This window comes from Pantoea sp. Ae19-2, from assembly GCF_059801205.1.
Window position 1 is genome coordinate 4419361 of sequence record NZ_JBCHWE010000001.1, and the last position, 25529, is coordinate 4444889.

Genomic DNA, 25529 nt, shown 5'->3' on the forward strand with positions numbered 1-25529 from the left:
AGCAGATTTCTCGCCGTCAGGTTAAGTGGATAAGTGTAAGCTACCCGCCCGTTATCTTCACGATTTGATCGAGAAAACACTGACCAGCTGCGTCAAATGATGTCCCTTGTCGCTCAGGCTCTGGGCCGTGTTTTCTGCCTGTGCAACCAGCTCACTGTTTTGATGGGTAGCCTGGCTTATCTGGTTCATCGCCAGATTGACCTGACCAATGCCCGCCGTCTGCTGTTGTGCAGCAACGTTAATCTCACCCATTAATGCCTGAACCTGCTCAATATGCGTCACGATATCGCTCATCGCGTCACGGGTTTGCTCCGACAGTGTATGTCCCTCCGCAACGTGACGTATCGAGGTCGCGATCAGCGTATCGATCTCTTTTGCCGCCTGTGCCGAACGCTGTGCCAGCGCACGCACTTCGGCTGCCACTACGGCAAATCCACGACCGTGCTCACCTGCACGCGCGGCTTCGACAGCGGCATTCAGGGCCAAAATATTGGTCTGGAACGCGATGGACTCGATAACGTGGGTAATTTCGGCAATGCTCTGCGAAGACACGTTAATGGCCGACATCGTGCTAACCGAGCGCGTCACCGTCTGGTTGCCATTACTCACGATACCGCTAGCCTCCGCGACCAGCGACATGGCCTGACGCAGGCTATCGGCGGTGTGCTCAACGGTCGCACCAAACTGCTCCATGCTGGCAGAGGTTTCTTCAACGCTGCTGGCCTGGCGGCCAATCTGCTCACTGATGTTGTGGCTGCTGGCTGCAATGGTATCTGTGCCGTCACTGATCTCCTGCGCGGCGCGGCGAACCTGGGCAACAATCTTCTCCAGCCCCTCGCCGATGCCGTTAATGGCGTTAATCAACTGACCCACTTCGTCATGACGCGTGGTGTCCAGATGCTCCAGCAAATTGCCGGCGGCATACTGCTCAGCTAAGTGAATAACCTGTTGTAACGGTCGCGTGATGGCGCGGCGGCTGTACCAGACAAAGCAGGGGGCAAACAGCAACACCAGAATCAGGCCGGTGATAAGAAACAGATTTCGGCTGTGAATAACCGGAGCCAGCAGGCTGTCACGATTAACTTCACCGACCACAATCCAGTTCCAGCCGGGCAGCTGTTGCCAGGCGAGCATCTTCGTTTCACCGTCGATTTCGACTTGCTGAACACCCTCGGGCTGCGCCAGCATCTGCTTCATGACGCTATCCTGCCAGTCTGGACGCTTGCCTTCATTTTGTTTATCAAACAGATATTGTCCCTGCGCCGCGCCCGGCGAGCCATTGAGCACATAGAAATGCCCGCTGTCGCCCAGGCGGCGAGCCAGCACTTTTTCGCGCATCAGGCCGTACTGCTTATCGATCTGGACGCCGACAAACAGAATCGCGATGACGGCACCGCTGTCGTCTTTAATCGGTTGATACTGCGTGATGTAACGGTGATCGAATAAGGTGGCCAGGCCCCGGAAGGTTTCCCCCTTCATAACGCTTTTCCAGGCGGCGCTGGCAGGATCAAGTTGGGTACCGATCGCCCGGCTGCCATCCTGTTTCTTCAGGGACGTGGAAATACGGATAAAATTATCACCATCGCGGACAAAAATCGTCGCGACAGCCGAGGTGCGATCCGTAAAATCATCGACGGCGATCTGATCGAGGTTAAGGGTTTTAAGGCCTGCACGCAGGGTCGGTGTGGAAAATTCTCCGACCTGAACACGTGCGGTTTCATCGCGGCTGAAGCGTTTAGGTAAAAAGCTGACGAAGAGCTGAGTATAGTTGCCGACTTCCTGCGTCAGCGTCGCATTAAACATGGATGCCATCTCGGTGATGCCCTGCACCTGATTAACCATGTCATCGACGGCAAGACTTTCCAACTGGCGTGAGGCATTCTGGCTTTGGATAAGGGTTAACGCCAACAACAAAACGCCTACGCTGAAGGAAGTGATGACGCATAGCTTCACTCCAAGGCTCGTTCTGCTAAGAGAGAAACGTTTCATAGATTACCTTTGTTTTCTTGTCAAATATGCATTAACAACGGCAGCGCAGCGGAAATATTTAGTTTAGAAATTATTACTATTGTAATGTTGTAAACCATTACCCAGGTTATCGTCGTTGGCGAGGCGCTAAGGGCCGCCCCTGCTTCAGGAGAAAATATGATTGAACTCACCACGGAAAGGCTGGCAGGTATTGAATGTTTGCATGCAGCACCCGCAGGCCAGCGCCAGCAGCGGCTGCCAACGGTCGTGTTTTATCATGGCTTTACCTCGTCGAAAGAGGTTTATGCCTACTTTGCGGTGGCCCTGGCCCAGGCGGGGTTTCGTACCCTGATGCCCGACGCCGATATGCATGGCGCACGCTATAACGGCGATGCCGACGCGCGGTTTAGCCATTTTTGGGACATCCTCAAACAAAACATTGATGAATTCCCGTTGATAGAGGCCGCGTTACGCGCTGATGACCTGATTGCCGGCGACCGTCTTGCCGTCGCCGGGGCCTCAATGGGCGGAATGACGGCGTTAGGGGTGATGGCGCGCTATGCGCATATTCACAGCGTCGCCTGCATGATGGGGTCCGGCTATTTTATGCAACTCAGCCACACGCTGTTCCCGCCTGTCACGGTAACGGGCCCGGAACAGCAGGCACAGTTCACAAAACGGATGGCGCCGCTGGCGGATTACGATCCCGCTGCCCGGCTACATAATCTCGCGGACCGCCCCCTCCTGCTATGGCACGGTGAGGCCGATGAGGTCGTCCCTTTCGCAGAAACCCAGCGGCTGGAACGGGCTCTGCATGAGCAGAGGCTGGATGCCCATCTTGTTTCGTTATCCGAAAAGCATATCGGACACAAAATTACGCCGTCGGGCCTGACGGCGCTGGTCAGCTTTTTTAAGCGCCAACTCTAGCCCGTAAACGACAGCGCCTTCCGTTTCAGCCTCTGTTTGCCTCTGCATTCCCGCTTTCCGCACACAAGGGCGGAAAGCGGGCGTCTCCCGACAATTTAAATGAAATCCCCGCTTGAGTTTGTGCGTTGCCGCCAGTATGATTACGCGTCAATTTTTCAGCTGCATTCAGAGGTGTGTGTCATTACGGTGACTCACAACCTATAACGTTCCTTGCTTCCGTGGGCCGCAGCTGACCCTGACAGGAGGCTGAATAATCCGTAAGGAGCAATTTCGATGCGTCATTACGAAATCGTATTTATGGTTCATCCTGACCAGAGCGAACAGGTTCCGGGCATGATCGAGCGTTACACTGGTGCTATCACTGGTGCAGAAGGCACGATCCACCGTCTGGAAGACTGGGGCCGTCGTCAGCTGGCTTACCCGATCAACAAACTGCACAAAGCACACTATGTTCTGCTGAACGTAGAAGCGCCGCAGGAAGTGATCGACGAGCTGGAAACGAACTTCCGCTTCAACGACGCCGTTATCCGTAGCATGGTTATGCGCGTTAAAAACGCGGTAACTGAAGCATCACCGATGGTTAAAGCGAAAGACGAGCGTCGTGAGCGCCGCGAAGATTTTGCTAACGAATCCGCTGATGACTCAGATGCTGGGGATTCTGAAGAGTAATCCATCGTGACGGTTAATCGGCTGCGCTTGTCTGGCACGGTGTGCAAGACGCCAGTCCGTAAAATTAGCCCGTCAGGAATTCCGCACTGTCAGTTCGTGCTTGAGCACAACTCGGTGCAGGAGGAGGCCGGATTTCACCGGCAAGCCTGGTGTCGAATGCCTGTTATTATTAGCGGCAGCGCCCATCAGGTGATTACTCAACATATAACGGTCGGCACGCAACTCATTCTCGAAGGCTTTATCAGCTGCCATCAGGCGCGAAATGGTCAGAGTAAAATGGTGTTACATGCCGAGCAGATTGAATTGATAGATTCTGGAGACTAGCCAAATGGCACGTTATTTCCGTCGTCGCAAGTTCTGCCGTTTCACCGCGGAAGGCGTTCAAGAGATCGATTATAAAGATATCGCAACGCTGAAAAACTACATCACTGAAAGCGGCAAGATTGTACCAAGCCGTATCACTGGTACTCGCGCAAAATACCAGCGTCAGCTGGCTCGTGCTATCAAGCGCGCGCGTTACCTGTCTCTGCTGCCGTACACTGATCGTCATCAGTAACGGCTGTTGTCCATTAACGACTTTAAGAGGATAAGGTAATGCAAGTTATTCTGCTTGATAAAGTAGCAAACCTGGGCAGCCTGGGTGATCAGGTTAATGTTAAAGCGGGCTACGCTCGTAACTTCCTGGTTCCACAGGGTAAAGCTGTTCCTGCTACCAAGAAAAACGTTGAATTCTTCGAAGCACGTCGTGCAGAACTGGAAGCCAAACTGGCTGACGTTCTGGCAGCATCTAATGCTCGCGCAGAGAAAATCAACGCACTGGGCACCGTTACCATCACGTCTAAAGCAGGCGATGAAGGTAAACTGTTCGGTTCCATCGGTACCCGCGACATCGCTGATGCAGTCACTGCAGCTGGCGTTGAAGTCGCTAAGAGCGAAGTTCGTTTACCGAACGGCGTTCTGCGCACCACTGGTGAGCACGAAGTGGACTTCCAGGTTCACAGCGAAGTCTTCGCGAAACTGATCGTGAACGTAGTAGCAGGCTAATTTTTAGTTACCTGCCACACCTGAACGCCGACACTAGTGTCGGCGTTTTTGTTTTAACGACGTAACAGAATTCCCTTCTCTGTCTTGCAGATTCAGGCTCCTCCGGGCATGTTCAATATAAAATGAAACGCGATTTTATTATTGGCTACGTCCATGCATATCCTTCTGTCGAATCCGTGTTCACCCGTCGAAATGGGTTTTTTGCCTGCGCAACGCGGTGCTGTTTGCTCCGGAGACGTTCTTACCCCGCGATCAAAAGCGGCTACGTGCTGTATCGAATCGCCCAGACGATATTGCCTCGAAAGGGGTTTTTGCCGGTTATCGTTTTCTGTTAGCGGGGCTGATATTGTTTCTTTTCGCCCTGGTGCAGCGCAAACCGGTTTACCGTTTATCCCCCGCCAGTTTAGTCAGCTTGTCCTGTTGGGTAGCATGCAAACCGCCCTTCAATACACGTTTTTCTAAATCGGGCTCGCGTTTACCACAGGGGTAAAAGGTTCGATCATGAACGCCACGGACACATTTTTTAGCATCATGCTGGCGCATTTTATCTATCAAAATGACAGGCTCAGCGACAACAAATCGCCTGGCTGCCTTCTGGGTTTTAGCGGCGTGATGCTGGTCAACATCGAAAGTAGACTGAGTGATGTTCAGTTTGTCTGGCAGGGTAACGGCTTTGTGGTGCTGGCCGCGTTTCTCCTCTCTGCCGCCACGCGATAGGGAAAACGCATTTCTCACACTATCGATCCGAAGGTGATGACCGGCTGGCAGTTGGCTCTGGGCGGGGGCGTCATGGTAATGGGCGGTGGCCTGGCGAGTGAGACGCTGCAGATCAACAGTATCGGTGCTGGGGCGGTGTTGGGTTATCTGACGCTGATCTCGTCAGTGACCTTTGTTGCCTTGTAGAGCGTGCTGCTAAAATATAACCGCGTCAGCATGATTGCGCCGTTTAACGTCGTGATGCCTGTAGCGGGAACAGTGCTCTCCGCCGTTTTCCTGGGTGAAGATATGTTGGGCATCAAGTATCTGCTTGCCCTGCTGCTGGTCTGTTCGGGGATCGTGCTGGTCAATAAAATCAAAAAAGCGGGATAACGGACAGCCGGTGACGTGAGCCACCGGTTATCGCTTATTCTACCCGTAAAAAGCTGCCGTCCGGCTGGCGGGTAAACAGCACCGGGCCGTTCGCGCCATCCAGCGTTAAACCTGTCACGACGCCTTTTGCATCCCGACGGATTTTCACCTGCTGGCCCTCTTTTAATGTGCTGAGCGGCTGATCGTTACCTTCGACGCGCGCCATCGCAAAGACGTCATTCACCGGAAGATTATTGTCGCGGAACAGCTGCGCCAGCGTCTGCCCGGACGCAATCTGGTAGCTATGCCAGTCACCCTGAGAATCGGCCTTTGCCTCTGGCTGAGACGCGGATTGAGCCGGTTTGTTATTGTAGATGTCCGCCTGCATCGGCACCTCTTTTTCTGCCGAAGGCGTCACAGGCCGTTCTACCGGATACTGTGGCGTGCTGGATGGCCAGAGAAAGGCCAGCAGCAGGATGAGTAAAGCGAGCACGATCCCACGACGGTGGAAAGCCGGCAGCGGGTCCATCCAGCGGATATCGTCTGTGAAATGCCAGATTCGATAAAGCCAGTGAGGCAGGCGAGACGAGACGTTTGAAGGCATATCAGGTTCCTCCGCTCCGGCACCTTGCGGCCGCGTTCGTTGCGGCAGCCAGGCCTGTAACCGGGTTAAAATACGCAGTGCGTGCGTCCTGCGGCGACGAGGGGCAATCTGGCCCATATTTTCTCTCTTTCTTATAGTGCCACTGACAAGGAAAAACTTGTCACTTATACAGTATGGGCAATGTGGACGCGAAGTGCCTGCCAGCATTGATAAATTTGACCTGCGTATTGTTTCTCTTTCGCCAGCAAAAGTCATCTGCGGCGCTGTGGATTTTACGCCAGCGGCCTGCGCTGCTATGCTGCCCGTCTTACTATATCCGAGAGTGAAAGGAACGAAGATGACTACCCCTTCTTTCGACAGCGTCGAAGCACAAGCAAGTTACGGTATTGGTTTACAGGTTGGCCAGCAGCTGCTGGAGTCTGGTCTGCAGGGGCTGCAGCCAGAAGCACTGCTCGCGGGCCTGCGCGACGCGCTGGAAGGGAACTCACCCGCGGTGCCTGTTGATGTGGTCCATCGCGCGCTGCGTGAAGTGCATGAGCGTGCGGAAAGCGTGCGTCGTGAGCGCGTGGAAGCGATGGCCGCAGAAGGCCAGGCTTTCCTGCAGGACCATGCCCAGCGCGAAGGCGTCAGCAGCACCGAGTCAGGTTTACAGTTCAGCGTGATGACGCAGGGGGAAGGTCCGATTCCATCGCGCCAGGACCGCGTACGCGTGCATTACACCGGTAAACTGATCGACGGCACCGTCTTTGACAGCTCAGTCGCTCGCGGCGAACCGGCTGAATTCCCGGTTACCGGCGTGATTGCGGGCTGGATCGAAGCGCTGACGCTGATGCCGGTGGGTTCCAAATGGGAACTGGTTATTCCACACAACCTCGCTTACGGCGAGCGCGGTGCGGGTGCGTCCATCCCGCCATTCAGCACCCTGATTTTTGAAGTTGAGCTGCTGGAAATCCTGTAAGGATAAAAGGGCGGCGCGATGCCGCCCTTAGCCCTCTTACTGCTGTAAATTTACCTGCCAGAGAGCAAATCCCGTCTCGTCATTCCCTGTTGCCTTCATTGGATACTGCGCATGCTGTTGAATAAAGTGCGTGGCTTTATCACCGGGCGCGGTTTCAAAGCGAATATCAAGGGGCTGTGCAGCCTTGATCGTCGCCAGCCGCCAGTTATTGTCAGCCTGAGGGCGCACTTCACCCTGCTTTTTGGTTTCTGCGCTGATATAGGCCGCCAGGATAGCGCGGTTTTCATCCGGTGAGGCAAAAGCAATGTACTTGTCGCCCGTGCCCGCGAATTTACCGCTGTAGGCCCGGTAGTTATTGGTCGCCACCAGGAAGGTCGCTTTAGGATCGATGGGTTGCCCCTGCCAGCGAAGATCCTTAACACGTGAGGCATCAGGATGAATCAGTTGGCACTCTTCGTCATAACGGGCCGGCTGTGTCACATCAATCTGGTAACTCACACCGTCGATCACGTCGAAGTTATAGGTGCGGAAATTCCAGTTAATTAAGGATTGCGTACGGGTGCTGGTCGGATCGATCTGATTAAACTGGCCTGCGGAGCATTCCAGCCACTCTTTTACCTGCTCGCCGCTCACTTTCATCACCACCAGCGTATTGGGATAGAGATAAAGATCCGCCGCATTGCGGAACGTCAGGTCACCTTTCTCCACTTCCACGTAGCTGGCAGGATCGTTCTTACGTCCACCGGCTTTAAAGGGCGCAGCGGCCGACAGCACCGGGAGCGTCGCCAGATCGGGATCGCCCTGAATAAAATGCTCCACGTAGGCGCGCTGAGCGTTATTCACAATCTGTACGGTGGGATCGTCCTGAACCAGCGACAGGTAGCTGTACATCACATCGGCGGATTTTCCGATGGGCTGAGCGACAAACTCGCGGGTGGCATGGTGATCGTCTTTCAGGACGTTAACCAGTGCCGGATCCTCTGCGGCCAGCGATGTCTTGTTTGCGGTGTCATAGACAGGGCGCGCCTGTGCGGTGCCTTGAGTAACGTGCCAGCGGCCACCTGCGTTGCTCAGCGCCAGATCCACCACGCCCAGATGATCGCCCCACATGCCCGGCATCACCGCAGGAATACCGTTAAGGGTTCCTTTCTCAATATCCGCACCTTTAATCCGTGCAAACTCCTTGCCTGGGAAAACGGCGTGCGCATGGCCAAACATAATGGCATCAATGCCTGCGACCTCGCTGAGGTAATAAACAGAATTTTCAGCCATGGCCTGATAAGGTTCGCTACTCAGACCGGAGTGGGCAAGGGCTATAACAACATCCGCGCCTTTAGCGCGCATCTCTGGGACATAGCGACGTGCGGTTTCTGTGATGTCATCCACCCGCACCTTGTCGTGCAGGTTGGCTTTATCCCACACCATAATTTGCGGCGGAACAAAGCCGATATAGCCCACCTGCAGGGTATGTGTTTTACCCTCACGATCGGTCACGCGGGTCGGTTTAATCAGGTAGGGCGTAAACAGAGGCTTACCGCTTTTCAGATCGATAACGTTCGCATTCACATAGGGGAAGCGCGCGCCAGCCAGCGCTTTTTGCAGGTACGGCAGGCCGTAGTTAAACTCATGGTTGCCCAACGTACCGACGCTGTAATCAAGCGTATTCATGGCTTTATAGACAGGATGGATGTCGCCCTGTTTGAGCCCTTTTGCGGCCATATAGTCGCCCAGCGGGCTGCCCTGAATAAGATCGCCATTGTCTACCAAAACGCTGTTGGTGGCTTCCTGACGCGCCGCATGGATTAACGAGGCGGTGCGCACCAGACCATATTTTTCCGTGGGCGTATCTTTGTAGTAGTCGAAGTCCATTATATTGCTGTGCAGATCGGTCGTTTCCAGCACGCGTAAATCCACGGTGGCTCCCTGTGCTGCAACTGAAACGCTCAACGCCAGTAACATCATTCCCGCCTTAAACATGCTCGCTCCCAAAGCTAATAGATCAAGGCTACAAAAATAATGTAAAACTCTGATGAAAGGGCAGATTAAATCGTGATGAAGATAACGTTTTGAGCCAGCCGCACGCTGGGGTCGGGCGAAACGCGTTGCAGGATTTGTAAAAGGATATCGTTGCCATTTTTTTCTATTATGTTGATATACCTGAAAAATGATTCAGAATGTTTGCCTGAAATCAGAGATGAACGTGAAGCTGCTAGACTGTATTCCAACGGGTATGACAGTTAACGCGTAGCATTCTCATACATGAGGTGGAAAATGTTAGAGCAAATAAGCCAACTGGCGCGTGAAGCAGGCGACGCGATTATGCAGGTCTACAACGGTTCCGTTCCGACAGACGTTTCTCACAAAGCGGATGATTCTCCTGTCACGGCGGCAGACCTGGCCGCTCATGATGTGATTGTGTCGGGCTTAAAACAGCTGACACCAGATATTCCGGTACTATCAGAGGAAGATCCGCCCGGCTGGGAGGTTCGCCAGCACTGGCAACGTTACTGGCTGGTTGACCCGCTGGATGGCACCAAAGAATTTATCAAACGTAACGGCGAATTTACCGTGAATATTGCGCTGATTGAGCAGGGCAAACCGGTAATGGGCGTGGTTTATGCCCCCGCGCTGGGCGTGATGTATTCCGCCGCAGAGGGCAAAGCCTGGAAAGAAGAGAACGGCGAGCGACAACAGATTCATGTGCTTGATGCGCGTCCACCGTTAGTGGTGGTGAGCCGTTCGCACAACGACGACGACGAGATGAAAGAGTACCTCAAGCAACTGGGGGAACATCAGACGGTGGCAACCGGGTCATCACTGAAGTTTTGCCTGGTGGCAGAAGGGAAAGCACAGCTCTATCCGCGCTTTGGGCCAACCAATATTTGGGATACCGGAGCGGGTCATGCCGTTGCCGCGGCCGCGGGTGCTCACGTTCACGACTGGCAGGGAAGAACACTGGACTATGCACCGCGTGAATCTTTTCTTAATCCCGGCTTTCGCGTCTCGCTGTTTTAACCCAGTGCGGGAGGCGCAGCCCTCCCGCTTCCCGCCTTCAGTCCTGCAACAGCGATTTTAATAAGCTCATCACCTGCTGCACCTCCTGCTGAGAGAGCGCCCCGTCTTTAACGTATTTAACCTGACCCGTTTTATCCAGTACCACAATAGCCGAGCCGCCCTGCTGTAATTGCCAGGCGTGCTGCACATTGCCATTGCTGTCGACGATAAACTGCGACCAGGGATACTGCTGCTTATTACTGTGAATACTGCTGCGTACGAACATGCTGGTGCCAGGAATGGCATCATCGGTATTAACAATGGTGGTGGTCTGATAGCGGTCGTGAGGCAATTTCGCTGCCTTGATATCTTCAACCAGCGCCGCGTTCATCTCTTTCGCGGATGAGCGCCCGGCAATATGCTGTACTACGCGGACTTTTCCGCTCAGCTGAGCGCTGTTCCAGTTTTTATAACTGAATTTTTCCTGCTGTAAAATCAGCTCGCCTTTGTCGTTGACGCCCACTGCTGGCACACGTTTGCCCAGCTCAATGTTATGCGCCAGCGCGCTAACGGGAATCAACAACGATAAAGCCAGTGCTGCCAGTGTTGCACGCATCATTATTCTCTCCAGTGATCAGACCAGTTAGTCATTCCACTGTCATATTAAGTAGGGATGATGCGGCTGTCTCAAAAAGCTGTCAGCTTTGCTATCGACAACACAATTCTTTAACCAATGAAGGTTTACACTGAATAGTGAAAAGTAAATAACAGAGTATTCTGTAATGTTGTGTCAGAACGGTAAAAAAATTTATTTCTTATCGTGCGAAGCAAACAGAGTGTTCTATAGTTTATCTCGAATTCGCGCTTCATGGATCCGTACCGAATTTGGCAACGGTGAAGCGTGCTTAAAAATTAAGGAGTTAATCACTATGAAAATCTTCCAGCGCTATAATCCACTACAGATAGCAAAATATGTTAAGACGCTGTTTAAAGGAAGGTTGTACATCAAGGATGTTGGCGCATTCGAGTTTGATAAAGGTAAAGTCCTGATCCCACGGGTCAAAGACAAACAGCACCTGAGCGTGATGTCAGAAATTAACCGCCAGGTCGTTCGTCTCAAGCTAGAGTTCAACTAAATAACAGGGCGCCGTTGGCGCCCTTAGTGTTTCTACTCTTCGGTTTTTGCCACATTCAGCATCGGCGGGCGTTCATCAATCCGCGTCACAAGTAGCTGGTCAATTCGGTAGCTGTCGATATCCACCACTTCGAACTTGTAACCGGCAAACTTCACAAAGTCTGTGCGCTTCGGGATTTTGCGCAGCATATACATCATAAAGCCGCCAATGGTTTCGTAGTTACCTGACTGCGGAAAATCATCAATATCCAGCACGCGCATGACATCATCTATCGGCGTACCGCCTTCCACCAGCCAGGAGTTTTCGTCACGTGCGACGATTTGCTCTTCCATGCCCTGGCCCACCAGGTCGCCCATCAGCGTGGTCATGACGTCGTTGAGCGTAATGATGCCCACCACCAGCGCGTACTCGTTCATGATGACCGCAAAATCGTCACCCGCCGTCTTAAAGCTTTCCAGCGCCTCAGATAACGTCAGCGTATCGGGCACAATAAGCGCCGATCGGATCTGAACCCCGCTGTTCAGCGCCATGCTCTGATTTCCCAGCACGCGCAGCAGGAGCTCTTTAGAGTCGACATAGCCCACAATGTGGTCAATATCGCCATTACAGACCAGGAATTTAGAGTGAGGATGTTGAGCGATTTTGGTTTTCAGGCTGACTTCATCTTCGTGCAGATCGAACCAGACAATGTTTTCGCGTGAGGTCATGGAGGAAGGGACGGTACGCGACTCCAGTTCAAACACGTTCTCAATGAGTTCGTGCTCCTGCTTACGCAGCACACCGGCCAGCGCACCGGCTTCGACAACCGCATAAATATCGTCAGAGGTAATATCGTCTTTACGCACCATCGGCAGTTTAAAAATGCGAAAGAAGACGTTGGCCAGACCGTTGAACAGCCACACCAGCGGGCGCATCACCAGCAAGCAGAAGCGCATGGGATTGATAATGCGCAGGGCGATGGTTTCGGGCGCGATCATACCGACGCGTTTCGGGGTCAGGTCGGCAAACAGAATAAACAGGCTGGTCACGATGGTAAACGAGCAGATAAAGCTAAGCTGTTCGGCAAGTTCATGCGACATAAAGCGGTTAAACAGGCTGGAAAACGCGGGCGAAAACGCCGCATCACCGACGATACCACCGAGGATCGCCACGGCATTCAGGCCGATTTGCACCACGGTAAAGAACATGCCGGGTGTTTCCTGCATTTTCAAAACGCGCTGAGCGTTGATGTTGCCTTCGTCGGCCAGAAGTTTCAGCTTAATCTTGCGGGCGGCGGCCAGCGAGATTTCCGAAAGAGAGAAAAAAGCACTGATTACGATCAGTAGCAGAATGACAAGTAAGCTATCAAGCATATGAGATCCAAAGAGTTATTCACTTGTCATTTTTGGCCTGGGCAGCGTGCGGTTTAGGCGGTCATTCCCTGTGCTGGTGACGCAAGGGGAGCTATCCGTGCCAAAAATGTCTGCGCCCATTTAACACAATGCGTGAGCGTCGGGGCAGAAATGAAGACAGGCGGGATGCCTGTGGTGGGTGATTATAGCAGCAGCGACGATGCCGCCGCCAGAGGGCAATCGGTGGCGTCCTGTGAGGCCATCGGGCAGCCTGTCATCAACCGCCCGGTCAGGCGGACAAACGGCAATGGCGCCTGCGACGTAACAACATCGTTGTAACGTAAGTGGGTTTTGCCGACAATAATGCTCAATTTGACTTATAACTCGTTGTAGACTGCCAGTTAGCAAAAAGTGCGGCTATGATGAGTGAGTTGCCGTCGCGATCGTATCGGTAACGAGGATTAACACGCGCCCTGTGGAATGGGGCAGGCATGACAGACAGGAGTACAGGTGCCACGATTTTATGTTTATTGCATGGCGGGTTTGCTACTCGTCGCGCCCGCCTTCGGGGCAGCGCCGGTTCGACTACAGCTGGAAGGGCTAACCGGAGAACTGCAAAAAAACGTCAGGGCACGCCTGTCGACTATTGGCAGCGATGAAGTCACCAACGATGGCCGCTTTCGCTCCCGCGTATCCGCGGCAATAAAAGAGGGGCTGCGTGCGCTTGGCTATTATGAGCCGGATATCGACTTCGTATCCCGGCCCGCGCCACCTCAGGGCGGCCGTCCGGTGTTAATCGCCCGCGTCACGCCCGGTCAGCCGGTAAAAATTGCGGGCAGTACGATTATCGTCACCGGCCAGGCTAAAAACGATGCGGACTATAAAAACTGGATCGCGCAGGGGCGCCCCAAAGTCGGAACGGTGCTGAATCACGGGCAGTACGACAAATTCAAAAGCGGCTTCACTAACCTTGCCCTCCGTAACGGCTATTTCGACGGTGAGTTTGAGAAAAGCGAGCTGGGCGTTTCCGTTGCGCGCCATGAAGCCTTTTGGGATCTCGATTACAACAGCGGCCCGCGCTATCGTTTTGGCAATGTCAGCTTTGAAGGTTCGCAGATTCGCGAAGCCTATTTGCAAAATTTAGTCCCTTTTAAAGAGGGCGATTACTACAGCTCGCGCGATCTGGCTGAGCTTAACCGCCGTCTTTCTGCGACCGGCTGGTTCCAGTCAGTTGTGGTTGCGCCTGAGTTTAAGCAGGGACGTAAAACCAAGGTCCTGCCCTTGAATGCGGTGGTATCGCCCCGCGCTAAAAACACCATCGAAGCCGGTGTCGGTTATTCAACCGATGTCGGACCGCGCCTGAAAGGAACGTGGAGAAAGCCCTGGGTTAACGATCGCGGTCACAGCATGGTCGCCAGTGCCTATGTTTCTGCCCCCGAGCAGCAGGTCGATCTCAGTTATAAAGTCCCCTTGCTGAAAAGCCCCCTGGAGCAGTACTACACGTTCTCGGGCGGCCTGAAGCGCACCGACCTCAACGATACCAAGGCGGACACCAGTACGCTGGCGGTATCACGTAACTGGGACAGCAGCAGCGGCTGGCAAAGAGCCCTTAATCTGCGCTGGAGCCTGGACCACTTTACACAGGGTAACGTCACTAACACCACGATGCTGCTCTATCCCGGCGTCAGTCTCAACCGCACCCGTTCGCGCGGGGGCTTAATGCCCACCTGGGGCGACTCGCAGCGTTATTCCGCCGATGTGTCCGATACCACCTGGGGATCGGATGTCGATTTCTTGATCCTGCAGGCGCAAAACGTCTGGATCCGCACACTGGGCGAAAAGAACCGCTTTATCGCGCGCGGCACAGTGGGATGGATTGAAACCAACGACTTCGACAGGGTGCCGCCGGACCTGCGTTTCTTCGCCGGCGGGGATCGCAGCATTCGCGGTTATAAATACAAAAACGTTTCGCCCCGTGACAGTGACGGCAAACTGACCGGGGCCTCAAAAATGGCCACCGGTTCGCTGGAATATCAATACAACGTCAGCGGCAAATGGTGGGGTGCGGTGTTTATTGACTCCGGTGAGGCCGTTAATGACATCAGCCAAAGCAATATCAAAACCGGTGCCGGTATCGGCGTACGCTGGGCATCACCCGTGGGGCCCATTAAGTTTGATATTGCCCGCCCTATTGGCGACAGCGAGGAGCATGGTGTGCAATTTTACGTAGGATTGGGGCCTGAATTATGACGCGCTGGAAAAAGGTCCTGATTGGCTTTTTGATTTTTTTAGTGCTGCTGTTTGCTGGCCTGGCATTTTTGATTGGTACAACGCCGGGATTACATCTGGTGCTGAAGGGCGCTTCGCGCTGGGTGCCGGGGCTATCCATTAACAAAGTGGACGGTGGCTGGCGTAATCTTACCCTCAGTGGATTGCGCTATGAGATGCCTGGCGTCAGCGTGAACGCGGGCAATATCCATCTGGCCGTGGATCTTAACTGCCTGCTGCACTCGTCTGTTTGTGTGAACGATCTTACGCTGAGGGATATCAGCGTGGTGGTCGACAGCAAAAAGATGACGCCCTCCACCGCGCCGCCGGAAGAAGAAAGCGGCAAGACAAACCTCAGCACGCCCTATCCGATCACTCTGCGCCACGTGGGCCTGCACAATATAAACGTGAAAGTGGATGATACCGCTATTTCGCTGGTGGATTTTACCACCGGCCTGCAGTGGCAGGATCGTGCGCTGACGCTCAATCCCACCCATATTCAAAGCCTGCTGATTGCGCTGCCGAAAGCGGCGCAGGTGGCAAAAGAGCAGGTGGTGCAGCCCAAAATACAGCAGCCGAAGCCCGACGAGAAGCCGCTGGGCGAAACCTTACAGGCGATGTTTGCCAAACCGCTGTTGCCTGAACTGCCCGACTTTCAGCTTCCGCTGGACATTGATGTACAGGACATTGTGGGCGAGCAGTTGCGGATTACTGGGGATACCGATATTACGGTAAGCCGATTGCAGGTGAAGGCAAAAACCCTCGACCGGCATATGCAGTTGCAAACGCTGGCGGTGGATTCAAACCTGGGCAAGCTGAACGGCAGCGGTCAGGCGACGCTGGCCGACAACTGGCCCGTTGATTTGACGCTAAACGGTGACGTGAACGTTGATCCGGTGAAAGGCGAAAAGCTAAATCTGACAGTAAAAGGCGCGATGCGCGACGAGTTGAAACTGGCGCTAACGCTTTCAGGCCCGGTGCGCGCGCAGCTCGATGCCAGCGCCCAGCCCGCCGTTATTGGGCTTCCGCTGGCGCTCAACCTGACCAGTCCGCAGTTACGCTGGCCCCTGACCGGGCCGGTTCAGTATCAGGCCGACGATCTTCACTACCAGTTCAACGGCAAGGCGACTGACTATGTCATGTCGCTCCGTACGTCGGTCAAAGGGGAGTCGGTGCCGCCTGCGACGGTCGCCCTGGAGGGGAAAGGCAACGTTCAGCAGTTCAGTCTGGATAAGCTGCGTGTGGCGGTGTTGCAGGGCAACGTTGATCTGACAGCGCTGGTGGACTGGAGCAAAGCGATCAGCTGGCGCAGTGAGTTGACGCTGGACGGCATCAATACCGCACGCCAGTATCCTGACTGGCCGGCAAAGCTGAACGGCAACATTACCACGCGCGGCAGCCTGTATGGCGGCAGCTGGCAGGTCAGCGTACCGCAACTGATGCTAAAAGGTAACGTTAAGCAGAATGCGGTCAGCGCAGAGGGGACCTTAAGGGGCAACAGCTACAACCAATGGGATATCCCCGGCATCAAAATAGCGCTGGGACGCAATCACCTGGAGATAAAAGGCAGTCTGGCAGATAGCCTGAACCTGGATGCCAACGTTGATGCGCCCCGTCTTGATAATGCACTTCCGGGCCTGGGCGGCGTGGTGAAAGGGGATATCAAAGCACGCGGTACGCTGAAAGCGCCACAGTTGCTGGCCGATCTTACCGCCACGGGTTTACGCTGGCAGCAACTGCTTGTCCGCCGCATCACCCTGAAAAGCGACGTGCGCTCCAGCGATCAGATCGCCGGTAAACTTCAATTGCGGGTTGAACAGCTAAAACAGGATGCACTCAACATCAGCCTGCTGACGCTCAATGCCGAGGGTGATGAAAAGCAGCACCAGCTCAAACTCAACGTACAGGGCGAGCCGGTATCAGGACAGCTTGCGCTCAACGGCAGCTTTGACCGTCAGACAGAGACGTGGAAAGGCAGCCTTAATAATACGCGTTTTGACACGCCGGTGGGTGAATGGCGACTGACGCGTGCGATGAGCATTGACTATTTTAATCAGAAACAGAGCGCGACGATCGGCCCCCACTGCTGGCAAAACCCCAATGCACAGCTTTGTGTGCCAGAGCCCATTGAAGCCGGCCCCAGTGGTCATGCTCACGTGGTGTTAAACCGCTTCGATCTGGCAATGTTGAAACCCTTCCTGACCGATCAAACGCAGCTGAGCGGCGTGTTCAGCGGTGATGCCCGCGTCAACTGGACGGCGGAGGGTAAACTGCCCGTCGGCACGCTGTCGCTGAAGAGTAACAACGTGAAAGTCGCGCAGGATGTGCAGGGCAATACGCTGCCCATCGCCTTTAACACGATTAACGTTAATGCGGCACTGCGGGACGGACGGGCTCAGCTCGACTGGCTGATTCGCATCGTGAATAACGGTCAACTGGACGGCAATGTGCAGATTACCGATCCGCAGCAGCGCCGTACGCTGGGCGGCAACGTGAATATCCGCAACATCTCCCTGGCAATGATCAACCCGGCGTTGATGCAGGGCGAAAGCATCAAAGGCAATCTGAACAGTAATCTGCGTCTGGGAGGAACGGCACAGCAGCCGCAGATTTTTGGTCAACTCGGCCTCAAAGATGTGAATGTAAAAGGCAACTTCATGCCGGTGGATCTCACCAGTGCCAGCCTGAATATGGTGTTTAACGGCATGAGTTCGACGCTGAATGGCCTGCTCCAGACCGCACAGGGCAACATTAACCTGAGTGGTGATGCGGACTGGAGTCAGTTGGATAACTGGCGTGCGCGCGTTGCCGCTAAAGGCAGTCGGGTTCGCGTCACCGTGCCGCCCATGGTGCGCATGGACGTTTCCCCGGATGTGGTCTTTGAGGCTACGCCAGCCGCCTTTAACCTTGACGGCCGGGTGGATATCCCATGGGCGCGCATCACGGTACAAGAGGTGCCAGAGAGCGCCGTGGGCGTCTCCTCTGACGAGGTGATGCTGGATAAGAACCTCAAACCGATTGAGCCTAAAACCGCCTCAATACCGATTAACAGTAACCTGACCATTCACGTCGGAAACGACGTACGTCTGTCGGCCTTTGGACTAAAAGCCCGGCTCAATGGCGATCTGAAAATGGTGCAGGATAAATCCGGACTGGGGCTTAACGGACAGATCAACATTCCATCCGGCCGTTTCCATGCCTATGGTCAGGACTTGATCGTACGCAAAGGTGAACTGCAGTTTGCAGGCCCGCCAGACCAGCCTTATCTCAACCTGGAGGCGATTCGTAATCCGGATGCAACAGAGGATGGCGTCACCGCAGGGTTGCGCGTCACGGGGCTGGCAGACGAGCCAAAAGTAGAAGTGTTCTCCGATCCGGCGATGTCACAGCAGGAAGCCCTTTCATACCTGTTACGGGGTCAGGGACTGAAAAGCGACGGTGACGGTAACGCACTAACTTCTGCGTTAGTCGGCTTAGGGGTTGCACAAAGTGGGCAGGTTGTGGGTAAAATCGGCGAGACGTTCGGTGTAAGTAACCTTGCTCTCGACACCACCGGCGTTGGCGACAGTCAACAGGTGCAGGTCAGCGGCTATGTACTGCCGGGTCTACAAGTAAAATACGGAGTGGGCATTTTTGATTCACTGGCAACGTTAACCTTGCGTTACCGCCTGATGCCCAAACTCTATTTGGAAGCCGTGTCCGGTGTGGATCAGGCTCTTGATTTGCTTTATCAGTTTGAGTTTTAGCAATGCGAATAATTGTCTATGGCAGTTTACGGCGCAAACAGGGAAACAGTCACTGGATGACACACGCGCAATGGTTGGGTGACCATCAGATTGAGGGCTATGAGCTTTACAGTCTCGGTCACTATCCCGGCGTGATTACTGGCGAAGGAACGGTATATTGCGAAGTATACCGAATTGATGCCTCCATCCTCGCCGAGTTAGATGCGCTTCGCACCAAAGGCGGAGAATACAAACGTTTTCTGATTCAGACGCCGTTTGGGAGCGCGTGGCTTTATGTTTATCAACGTTCAGTTTCAGGACGTCAGCGCATTATGAGCGGCGACTGGCTGAAACGTGAAGAGGAGCAGGAAAGCGAATAATTCGTTGGACTCACCAGCCAGTTAAGCTGAATGCCATTCAGATAAAAGGGTTCATGATCTTGATGAACCCTTTTATTCCTGTTTTCAGGCGACTCTCCAGCCTGCCTCATTATCGTGTCTTCACAGGGCTTTTAAGACGAGGCGTAATGTCTTCGGTGTCGTGCGACCGTAAGCAAGACAGGATTTAATCATGGGCAATTTATGAAAAAGTGTGGAAAGGGCGGTTAATGTCGTTAATGATACAAAACCTTTTCCGGTAAGCTTACGGGCGGGTAAGTGCGTCGCATGAACGCCCGGTTATCACTCACTCAGCGAATGACCGTACAGATATCATCAAAGTGAAGAGTAATGAAAAAAACAATCAATATTTATCTTATCGCTGCTTTTATATTTTCTTTACCGCTGTTACTTGCCAATACTTTTTATATTGATGACAACGGCAGAGCAATAACGGGCAATGCACTCTGGGGGAGAGACGGAAGGCCATTAGCTGACCTGCTAATGAAAGCGCTGTTCCTCAGTTCCCATGTTTCAGACATTTTTCCTTTACCGCTCATTATCACTGCCGTTCTTATCGCTGTAACGTTGGCACACTATCATCATCGCCACTTCACCGCGTCGAAAACCTGGGTTGGCGTGTTAGCCACGCTGAGTTTTTTTGCTAATCCGTATCTGGCTGAAATATTTTCCTATCGTTTTGATGTGCTCACTATCGGTTCTGCGCTCGTGTTGAGCCTGGCCTGGGTATTATTTCCGGTACAAAAAACGATTATCCAGTTCCTGACAGCGGTCTTTGTTCTTCTCGCTATTTATTGCCTTTATCAAATAGCCATCAATATTGCGGTCATGATGGTCTTTGTTGTGGCATTTGGTCAGATGGTGAACAATACGCCGCCGTTACAGATTATTCGCGATCTTGTTCAGCGAGGTGCAGCGTTTCTGGTCGCGTCTGTTATCTACCTTAAGATCCTGTTACCGCTAACCTTCTCTGGTGAGCATGCTGCCAATCATCCCGGTATTGCCAGTAACCAGCTATGGGGAACTCTCTGCAACAATGCGCTGGCCTACTGGCATTTTATTGATGCTACCTTCTATAAAGATGGCAAAGGGATGGCAGTGCTGCTTTCAGTTCTGGTCGTGGCTGTCGTGTCCGCAGCAATAATTGCCCTACGCTATGTACAACAACAGCGTAATCCCATCCGTATTATGGTTGCCATACTGGCGCTGCTGTTCCCCTTCGCTGCCTTCGTGATTATTCCGGGGAGTCTGCTTATTTTACAGAATCCCCTTCTTGCTCCTCGGGTGATGCTGGCAGTGAGTGGGTTTATGCTGTTCAGTGCAACATTACTGGCATGGGCAATGAAGGGAAAAGGCGCCTTCGTCAACGTCATTATCGCGATTCCTTTGCTCTATGCATTTACGGGCATATATGTGTACGGTAATGCGGTTCATCAACAGGACGTAATTAATGCCGGGATTACGAATCAGTTAAAACGGGACACGAATGCATTGTCTGTGGGAGCGCTCTATATGCAGTTTAACGGGACCGCGCCTCGTTCACCTGTCTATCTCAATTCTCTTAATAATTATCCTGTGCTCAGTGCGCTGATTCCTGAATATTTTGCCAACTGGTGGTTTCCGTTTCCCTATATGGCAATAAGAGGCTTTAAAGCGTCCAATCCCATACAGGACGATATTACGGTAAGCCATGAGGATGTGGTCATGTCGATGTGCCATGGAGAACGCATTGCGCATAATCAGGACTATGACCTGTATAAGTATCGCGATCGTTTAACCGTCGATTTCACATTAAAGGGATGCCAGCACTAACAGGCGGCCAGCCCGCAACGAAGCAACATAATAACGACAAAAAAATACAGGCCCGTAGCAGGGCCTGTATGTATGACAAAGGAAAACGTCGTTTGCCTTTTGTCCTGTGCTGAAAACGGTAGGGCGTTTCAGCGCAGGGGGATTTATTTCTTCGCCGCACGCTCGAAAGAAGAGATGATCTCAGCTTTCGCTGCTTCAGCGTTATCCCAGCCGTCAACCTTAACCCATTTGCCTTTTTCCAGATCTTTGTAGTGCTCAAAGAAATGGGTGATCTGCGCACGCAGCAGCTCTGGCAGGTCGTTCACATCTTTAATGTGATCGTATTCTTTGGTGAGCTTGGTATGCGGAACGGCAACCAGCTTGGCATCTTCACCTGACTCGTCGGTCATTTTTAATACGCCAACCGGGCGGCAACGGATCACTGAGCCTGGCTCCAGTGGGTACTGGGTAGGGACCAGCACGTCTACCGGATCGCCATCCAGTGACAGGGTATGGTTGATGTAACCATAGTTGCACGGATAGAACATCGCAGTGGACATGAAGCGATCTACAAACAGGGCTCCAGAATCTTTATCAACTTCATATTTGATCGGATCGGCATTGGCCGGGATCTCAATAATTACGTAGATATCTTCTGGCAGGTCTTTACCTGCTGGCACCTGGTTCAAACTCATCGGGAATTCCTTCAGTCGTCGTGTGTTGAGTGTTGGCTATTATAGCCAACTGACTGTGAAAGTACGCCCCCTTTTTGGCGTTTCGGAATGCTCCTCAACGCTATTTGGCCGTGATGAACAGGGAAACAATGCCCGCAGCAATCAATGGCCCTACCGGGACGCCGCGGAAAAACGCCACACCAATCACCGTGCCCATCAACAACCCGCCAATGACCGAAGGTTGCACGCTCATATAGCTGACGCCACGGCCGCCCAGCCAGGCGACAAAAATACCCACCAGCACCGCCACAATGGATTGCCAACTGGCAAAGGACTTAATCAGGGAGGAGGCGGGCAACGAACCGCTGGCGAGCGGGGCCATGACCGCCACCGTAAGGATGATAATGCCTATCGTAATGCCCTGTTTTTCCACGTAAGGGAAGAACTGCGCCAACGGGGTCAGTTTGATGGCCAGCAGAATCAATATAGAAAGGGTGACGGCGGTGTTGTGGACAAAATAGCTCAGTATGGCAAGGCCGATTAATATCAGCGTAGAGGCATAAGCAGCCATGATTTTTCCCTGCAGGTAAAAGACAACATTGGCAAAAAGCCAACAACGGACTGACATTAATCAACAATCGTCGGGGTTAGCGCAACTGCCATTGGCCAAAGATTGCAGTTGTAACGTTTGATTGCGTACCAGGGCTGTACTCTGCGCCGCCAGCGCAACGGGACCAAGGGTGCCCTGCGTATTCAGTTGGCTGCGGCTCGCCGCTAACCATGCCTCACGGTATTTCATCCATGCGCGCTGTGCGGCACGCAGTTTTTCTCTGGGCTGTCCGCTTAATTTTTTCATCAATGCACTGTACTGCGTGTTCATTTCCTTGTCCCACTCCTGGGTCGCCGCATCCTGGCATTGCATCAAGGCCAGCGTGGTATCAGCTTGATTAAGGCATTGATTTAATGTGACATCAATAGTGGACTGCTCCGCAACTGCTGCGTTGCAGCTTAAGAGTAACAGCAACACCCATCTTCTTTTCATGGATTTCCCCTTTTGTTTTTTTAACACAATACCTTCAGATTCATTAACAGATTAGCGGTAATGAATGGGTTAATCATTCACTGGCGTTAAAGTTTACGAATCGCAGTGCCGATACTTTCTCCGTTTAAGGGTTGTCGAAATTTTTTTCGCCTTTTACTACTCATACGGAAACGATCAAGATGAAACAGTTATCACTACGCACGGGGTTGCTGGCGTTGCTGGCATTCATGACACTGCTGCTGTTGGCGGTGAGTGTGATGGGCATTGTGGCCATTAATAAAGGTAACCGTTCTTTGGATGTGATCAACCGCATTCAGGGAATCGAGTTAAACAGCTTGTATCAAAGTAATGCCGATTTAATGCGCGCACGGGCCAGTGCTGCGCTGGCGGTGCGTAAAATTGAGATTGGTTTACTGGATGAGGGCGCGCAGGTCACCAAAACGGCGCAGGCTGATGTCGCGGCATCGCAGCAGAATCTTAAGCGATTTGTCGATGCCGGTACCGTGACCGCTGAAGGGAAAATTATGGCCGATGCCATCGCATCCAGCTATAAGGACTACCTCGATCAGGGCATCCTGCCAATGATGAAGGCGCTGGATAAACAGTACAACGATGAATACTACCAGCTGCTGGAAGGCAAGCTGGAGCCGCTTTCGGCGAAATACAGCAAAGCGGTAGAAACCTTCGGTAAAAAAGCCGATGAGATTACCCAGGCGCAATTAGTTGAAGCCCAGCGCAATGAAATCATGATGAAAGTGCTGATAGCCGTGGCCGTCGGACTCTCGTTGTTGCTGCTGGTGCTGGCCTGGGTGCTGTTGCGCCGCATGCTGCTGATTCCGCTAAACAACGCGATCATCCATCTTGAGCAGATTGCGGCGGGCGATTTGTCCCAGACGTTGCCGCTGGCGGGCAATAATGAGCTGGGGCGCCTGAACAATGCGCTGGCGGGCATGCAGCATGCGTTGCGCGAATCGGTTAATCAGGTGCGCGAAGCCGGCCTGAAAATTGACATCGGTAGCCGTGAACTGGCCGCCGGCAATGTCCATCTTTCCCAACGTACCGAAGAGTCAGCGGCATCGCTGGAGCAAACGGCGGCCAGCATGGAGCAGCTAACTGCAACGGTCCGTCTTAACGCCAGCAATGCCCAGCAGGCCCATCAGCTGGCTAACGCCGTGTCTGACAGTGCCGATCGCGGCGCAGAGGTGGTGAATTATGTTATGGAAAAAATGCATGAAATCACCGACAGCGCTAACCGTATCGGCGATATCCTGAGCGTCATTGACGGCATTGCTTTCCAGACCAATATCCTGGCACTGAACGCGGCGGTGGAAGCGGCACGTGCCGGAGAGCAGGGGCGCGGATTTGCCGTGGTCGCCAACGAGGTTCGTACGCTGGCACAGCGCAGTGCCAGTGCGGCGAAAGAGATCCGTACGCTGATCGGTGATTCACAAACGCGCGTCAAAGAGGGCAGTGAAATGGCGACGCGTGCGGGTGAAACAATGGATGAGATTGCCGCTGAAGTTATGCGGGTTACGGCCCTGATGAAAGAGATTTCCATGGCGTCAGAAGAGCAGAGCCGGGGAATCGATCAGGTGAATCACGCGGTCACGCAGATGGATGAAGCGGCGCAGCAGAACGCGGCGCTGGTAGAACAGGCAACGGCGGCGACCCATTCACTGGAGTCGCAATCCGAGCAGCTCCAGGCGGCGATGGCGCAGTTCAGGCTGCAGCAGTCGTAACGCAAAAAGGGCGCGTCACGCGCGCCCTTGATGTTTAGCCCTGACGGCACTCGGGGAATTCAGCCAGGAAACGCTCTACGTCGTCAACCATGGCGGTGTTACCGCAGTAGAACGGACAGCGTTGGTGCAGCGTGACCGGGGGAATATCCAGGATACGGTTCTGACCGTCGCTGGCTTTACCGCCGGCCTGCTCCGCCAGGAAAGCCATTGGGTTGCACTCATACAGCAGGCGCAGCTTGCCTTTTGGATGGCTGGCGGTGCTGGGATAAAGATAAATACCGCCCTTCAGCAGGTTACGGTGAAAATCCGCGACCAGAGAGCCGATATAGCGTGATGTGTAAGGACGGTGCGTCGCCACATCCTCTTCCTGACAGAATTTCAGGTACTTTTTCACGCCCTGTGGGAAACGAATGTAGTTACCTTCGTTAATGGAATAGGTGTAACCCACTTCCGGATAGGTCATGCGTTCATGGCTGAGGCAGAACACGCCCAGAGAGGGATCATAGGTAAACGCATGGACGCCACAGCCGGTGGTGTACACCATCATGGTGGATGAGCCATAAACGACGTAACCGGCGGCAACCTGTTTGTTGCCTGGCTGCATGAAGTCGGCTTCGACAACTGGCGTACCCGGCTCGCTGACGCGGCGATAGATGGAGAAAATGGTGCCGACGGAGACGTTAACATCGATGTTCGACGAACCGTCGAGCGGGTCCATCAATACGACGTATTTTCCGTTTTCCTCGCCTTCAAAGATAACAAACTCATCTTCTTCTTCAGAAGCGATACCGGCAACAATGCCGCGTGCTTTCAGTGCGGCTTTGAGTTTTTCGTTGGCGAACAGATCCAGTTTCATCTGCTGTTCACCCTGAACATTCTCAACGCCGCTGGCACCAAGAATATCGACTAAGCCGGCTTTGTTGATATCACGGTGAATAATTTTAGCACCCAGCTTAATGGCTGAGATAAGTGCCGTCAGTTCACCTGTGGCGTGCGGAAAGTCGTGTTGCTTCTCGACGATAAATTCGCCCAACGTTTTCATAACACATTCCCTGAATCATCGATGGAGTGGCAGCGGCATACTTAACTGCCCGTGGATGCGTACGCAGTTTAGCCGATTGAACTTTAAAAACCATAGTCCTAATCCGTTTCTTCCGTGTGCAAGCGAGGTTACACTGTGCGCCGAACTTTTG

The 25529-nt window shown here is 53.3% G+C and carries 23 protein-coding genes and 1 pseudogene; 14 read left to right on the forward strand and 10 right to left on the reverse strand.

Translation table 11 applies throughout. The annotated features are described in order from the left end of the window. Positions 1-57: 57 nt before the first annotated feature. Positions 58-1989, reverse strand: coding sequence for a methyl-accepting chemotaxis protein (locus AAIE03_RS20415; RefSeq protein ID WP_013027393.1), 1932 nt, complete (start codon positions 1987-1989; stop codon positions 58-60). A 156-nt stretch (positions 1990-2145) separates the two neighbouring features. Between AAIE03_RS20415 and yjfP the strand changes: the two genes are divergently transcribed. From yjfP to AAIE03_RS20445, 6 genes and pseudogenes are all read left to right on the forward strand, one after another. After that, a complete protein-coding gene (yjfP, locus tag AAIE03_RS20420) occupies positions 2146-2895 on the forward strand; it encodes an esterase (protein ID WP_014594719.1) in 750 nt (249 codons plus the stop codon). A gap of 273 nt (positions 2896-3168) precedes the next feature. After that, entirely contained in the window at positions 3169-3564 is a 396-nt protein-coding gene (rpsF, locus tag AAIE03_RS20425) for a 30S ribosomal protein S6 (RefSeq protein WP_013027391.1), read from the forward strand. Positions 3565-3570: 6 nt separating this feature from the next. Continuing rightward, positions 3571-3888 (forward strand): primosomal replication protein N, encoded by a 318-nt coding sequence (priB, locus tag AAIE03_RS20430; protein WP_013027390.1) that lies wholly within the window; start codon positions 3571-3573, stop codon positions 3886-3888. Positions 3889-3892: 4 nt separating this feature from the next. After that, positions 3893-4120 carry a 30S ribosomal protein S18 gene (gene rpsR, locus AAIE03_RS20435; protein ID WP_000135199.1) on the forward strand — a complete coding sequence of 76 codons (228 nt, stop codon included), beginning with the start codon at positions 3893-3895 and terminating at the stop codon, positions 4118-4120. A gap of 38 nt (positions 4121-4158) precedes the next feature. Further along, positions 4159-4608 carry a 50S ribosomal protein L9 gene (gene rplI / locus AAIE03_RS20440; RefSeq protein WP_013027389.1) on the forward strand — a complete coding sequence of 150 codons (450 nt, stop codon included), beginning with the start codon at positions 4159-4161 and terminating at the stop codon, positions 4606-4608. Between the two features lie 122 nt (positions 4609-4730). Further along, a pseudogene (locus tag AAIE03_RS20445) lies at positions 4731-5697 on the forward strand (DMT family transporter). A gap of 34 nt (positions 5698-5731) precedes the next feature. On the opposite strand, the gene AAIE03_RS20450 reads toward AAIE03_RS20445, so the two are convergent. Next, positions 5732-6397 carry a LysM-like peptidoglycan-binding domain-containing protein gene (locus AAIE03_RS20450; protein WP_024471140.1) on the reverse strand — a complete coding sequence of 222 codons (666 nt, stop codon included), beginning with the start codon at positions 6395-6397 and terminating at the stop codon, positions 5732-5734. A gap of 220 nt (positions 6398-6617) precedes the next feature. On the opposite strand from AAIE03_RS20450, the gene bamJ reads away from it, so the two are divergent. Beyond that, the gene (bamJ, locus tag AAIE03_RS20455; protein ID WP_014604905.1) at positions 6618-7238 is read left to right on the forward strand and encodes a BamJ family beta-barrel-assembly machinery protein; all 621 of its coding nucleotides are present in this window, start codon (positions 6618-6620) and stop codon (positions 7236-7238) included. A gap of 36 nt (positions 7239-7274) precedes the next feature. Here the strand turns inward: bamJ and AAIE03_RS20460 are convergent, their stop codons facing one another. Further along, complete coding sequence (locus AAIE03_RS20460; RefSeq protein WP_105082821.1) at positions 7275-9215, reverse strand: bifunctional 2',3'-cyclic-nucleotide 2'-phosphodiesterase/3'-nucleotidase; 1941 nt, start codon at positions 9213-9215, stop codon at positions 7275-7277. Positions 9216-9509: 294 nt separating this feature from the next. On the opposite strand from AAIE03_RS20460, the gene cysQ reads away from it, so the two are divergent. After that, a complete protein-coding gene (gene cysQ / locus AAIE03_RS20465) occupies positions 9510-10253 on the forward strand; it encodes a 3'(2'),5'-bisphosphate nucleotidase CysQ (RefSeq protein ID WP_014604907.1) in 744 nt (247 codons plus the stop codon). Between the two features lie 37 nt (positions 10254-10290). On the opposite strand, the gene AAIE03_RS20470 is transcribed toward cysQ, so the two are convergent. Continuing rightward, the gene (locus AAIE03_RS20470; protein ID WP_498563171.1) at positions 10291-10848 is read right to left on the reverse strand and encodes a YtfJ family protein; all 558 of its coding nucleotides are present in this window, start codon (positions 10846-10848) and stop codon (positions 10291-10293) included. 313 nt (positions 10849-11161) lie between these two features. Here AAIE03_RS20470 and AAIE03_RS20475 point away from each other — a divergent pair, with 313 nt between their 5' ends. Continuing rightward, entirely contained in the window at positions 11162-11368 is a 207-nt protein-coding gene (locus tag AAIE03_RS20475; protein WP_003855513.1) for a DUF1107 domain-containing protein, read from the forward strand. 32 nt (positions 11369-11400) lie between these two features. On the opposite strand, the gene paeA is transcribed toward AAIE03_RS20475, so the two are convergent. Further along, the gene (paeA, locus tag AAIE03_RS20480; protein WP_013027381.1) at positions 11401-12720 is read right to left on the reverse strand and encodes a polyamine export protein PaeA; all 1320 of its coding nucleotides are present in this window, start codon (positions 12718-12720) and stop codon (positions 11401-11403) included. Between the two features lie 182 nt (positions 12721-12902). Then, positions 12903-13070, reverse strand: coding sequence for a hypothetical protein (locus AAIE03_RS20485; RefSeq protein WP_155676331.1), 168 nt, complete (start codon positions 13068-13070; stop codon positions 12903-12905). Between the two features lie 163 nt (positions 13071-13233). On the opposite strand from AAIE03_RS20485, the gene tamA reads away from it, so the two are divergent. The 4 genes from tamA to AAIE03_RS20505 all read left to right on the forward strand — a co-directional run bounded on the left by tamA (position 13234) and on the right by AAIE03_RS20505 (position 20902). Beyond that, the gene (gene tamA / locus AAIE03_RS20490) at positions 13234-14949 is read left to right on the forward strand and encodes an autotransporter assembly complex protein TamA (protein WP_014594713.1); all 1716 of its coding nucleotides are present in this window, start codon (positions 13234-13236) and stop codon (positions 14947-14949) included. Next, a complete protein-coding gene (gene tamB / locus AAIE03_RS20495; protein WP_014594712.1) occupies positions 14946-18713 on the forward strand; it encodes an autotransporter assembly complex protein TamB in 3768 nt (1255 codons plus the stop codon). Before tamA ends, tamB begins: the two co-directional genes overlap by 4 nt. A gap of 2 nt (positions 18714-18715) precedes the next feature. After that, the gene (locus AAIE03_RS20500) at positions 18716-19072 is read left to right on the forward strand and encodes a gamma-glutamylcyclotransferase family protein (RefSeq protein WP_028721927.1); all 357 of its coding nucleotides are present in this window, start codon (positions 18716-18718) and stop codon (positions 19070-19072) included. Between the two features lie 348 nt (positions 19073-19420). Continuing rightward, positions 19421-20902, forward strand: coding sequence for a glucosyltransferase domain-containing protein (locus AAIE03_RS20505; RefSeq protein ID WP_013027377.1), 1482 nt, complete (start codon positions 19421-19423; stop codon positions 20900-20902). A gap of 143 nt (positions 20903-21045) precedes the next feature. Here AAIE03_RS20505 and ppa read toward each other — a convergent pair whose 3' ends face one another. The 3 genes from ppa to AAIE03_RS20520 form a co-directional block, all read right to left on the reverse strand. Further along, a complete protein-coding gene (ppa, locus tag AAIE03_RS20510) occupies positions 21046-21576 on the reverse strand; it encodes an inorganic diphosphatase (protein ID WP_013027376.1) in 531 nt (176 codons plus the stop codon). Between the two features lie 100 nt (positions 21577-21676). Continuing rightward, a complete protein-coding gene (locus AAIE03_RS20515; protein WP_022622414.1) occupies positions 21677-22126 on the reverse strand; it encodes a DUF441 domain-containing protein in 450 nt (149 codons plus the stop codon). Between the two features lie 60 nt (positions 22127-22186). After that, positions 22187-22597, reverse strand: a complete 411-nt coding sequence (locus AAIE03_RS20520) for a lysozyme inhibitor LprI family protein (protein WP_072138345.1) — start codon at positions 22595-22597, stop codon at positions 22187-22189. Between the two features lie 179 nt (positions 22598-22776). Here AAIE03_RS20520 and AAIE03_RS20525 point away from each other — a divergent pair, with 179 nt between their 5' ends. Beyond that, positions 22777-24336: a methyl-accepting chemotaxis protein gene (locus AAIE03_RS20525; protein WP_014594710.1), complete on the forward strand. Its 1560-nt coding sequence runs from the start codon at positions 22777-22779 to the stop codon at positions 24334-24336. Between the two features lie 34 nt (positions 24337-24370). Here AAIE03_RS20525 and fbp read toward each other — a convergent pair whose 3' ends face one another. After that, a complete protein-coding gene (gene fbp / locus AAIE03_RS20530) occupies positions 24371-25378 on the reverse strand; it encodes a class 1 fructose-bisphosphatase (protein ID WP_006118345.1) in 1008 nt (335 codons plus the stop codon). Between the last annotated feature and the right edge of the window lie 151 nt (positions 25379-25529).

What these genes read in the sequence shown, in the direction of transcription:
- AAIE03_RS20520 (WP_072138345.1), bottom strand. Translation starts at nt 22,597, where the DNA reads ATGAAAAGAAGATGGGTGTTGCTGTTACTCTTAAGCTGCAACGCAGCA.
- AAIE03_RS20470 (WP_498563171.1), bottom strand. Translation starts at nt 10,848, where the DNA reads ATGCGTGCAACACTGGCAGCACTGGCTTTATCGTTGTTGATTCCCGTT.
- ppa (WP_013027376.1), bottom strand. Translation starts at nt 21,576, where the DNA reads ATGAGTTTGAACCAGGTGCCAGCAGGTAAAGACCTGCCAGAAGATATC.
- AAIE03_RS20515 (WP_022622414.1), bottom strand. Translation starts at nt 22,126, where the DNA reads ATGGCTGCTTATGCCTCTACGCTGATATTAATCGGCCTTGCCATACTG.
- bamJ (WP_014604905.1), top strand. Translation starts at nt 6,618, where the DNA reads ATGACTACCCCTTCTTTCGACAGCGTCGAAGCACAAGCAAGTTACGGT.
- AAIE03_RS20525 (WP_014594710.1), top strand. Translation starts at nt 22,777, where the DNA reads ATGAAACAGTTATCACTACGCACGGGGTTGCTGGCGTTGCTGGCATTC.
- AAIE03_RS20460 (WP_105082821.1), bottom strand. Translation starts at nt 9,215, where the DNA reads ATGTTTAAGGCGGGAATGATGTTACTGGCGTTGAGCGTTTCAGTTGCA.
- cysQ (WP_014604907.1), top strand. Translation starts at nt 9,510, where the DNA reads ATGTTAGAGCAAATAAGCCAACTGGCGCGTGAAGCAGGCGACGCGATT.
- AAIE03_RS20415 (WP_013027393.1), bottom strand. Translation starts at nt 1,989, where the DNA reads ATGAAACGTTTCTCTCTTAGCAGAACGAGCCTTGGAGTGAAGCTATGC.
- AAIE03_RS20505 (WP_013027377.1), top strand. Translation starts at nt 19,421, where the DNA reads ATGAAAAAAACAATCAATATTTATCTTATCGCTGCTTTTATATTTTCT.
- rplI (WP_013027389.1), top strand. Translation starts at nt 4,159, where the DNA reads ATGCAAGTTATTCTGCTTGATAAAGTAGCAAACCTGGGCAGCCTGGGT.
- tamB (WP_014594712.1), top strand. Translation starts at nt 14,946, where the DNA reads ATGACGCGCTGGAAAAAGGTCCTGATTGGCTTTTTGATTTTTTTAGTG.
- AAIE03_RS20500 (WP_028721927.1), top strand. Translation starts at nt 18,716, where the DNA reads ATGCGAATAATTGTCTATGGCAGTTTACGGCGCAAACAGGGAAACAGT.
- rpsF (WP_013027391.1), top strand. Translation starts at nt 3,169, where the DNA reads ATGCGTCATTACGAAATCGTATTTATGGTTCATCCTGACCAGAGCGAA.
- rpsR (WP_000135199.1), top strand. Translation starts at nt 3,893, where the DNA reads ATGGCACGTTATTTCCGTCGTCGCAAGTTCTGCCGTTTCACCGCGGAA.
- paeA (WP_013027381.1), bottom strand. Translation starts at nt 12,720, where the DNA reads ATGCTTGATAGCTTACTTGTCATTCTGCTACTGATCGTAATCAGTGCT.
- tamA (WP_014594713.1), top strand. Translation starts at nt 13,234, where the DNA reads ATGGCGGGTTTGCTACTCGTCGCGCCCGCCTTCGGGGCAGCGCCGGTT.
- fbp (WP_006118345.1), bottom strand. Translation starts at nt 25,378, where the DNA reads ATGAAAACGTTGGGCGAATTTATCGTCGAGAAGCAACACGACTTTCCG.
- AAIE03_RS20475 (WP_003855513.1), top strand. Translation starts at nt 11,162, where the DNA reads ATGAAAATCTTCCAGCGCTATAATCCACTACAGATAGCAAAATATGTT.
- yjfP (WP_014594719.1), top strand. Translation starts at nt 2,146, where the DNA reads ATGATTGAACTCACCACGGAAAGGCTGGCAGGTATTGAATGTTTGCAT.
- AAIE03_RS20450 (WP_024471140.1), bottom strand. Translation starts at nt 6,397, where the DNA reads ATGGGCCAGATTGCCCCTCGTCGCCGCAGGACGCACGCACTGCGTATT.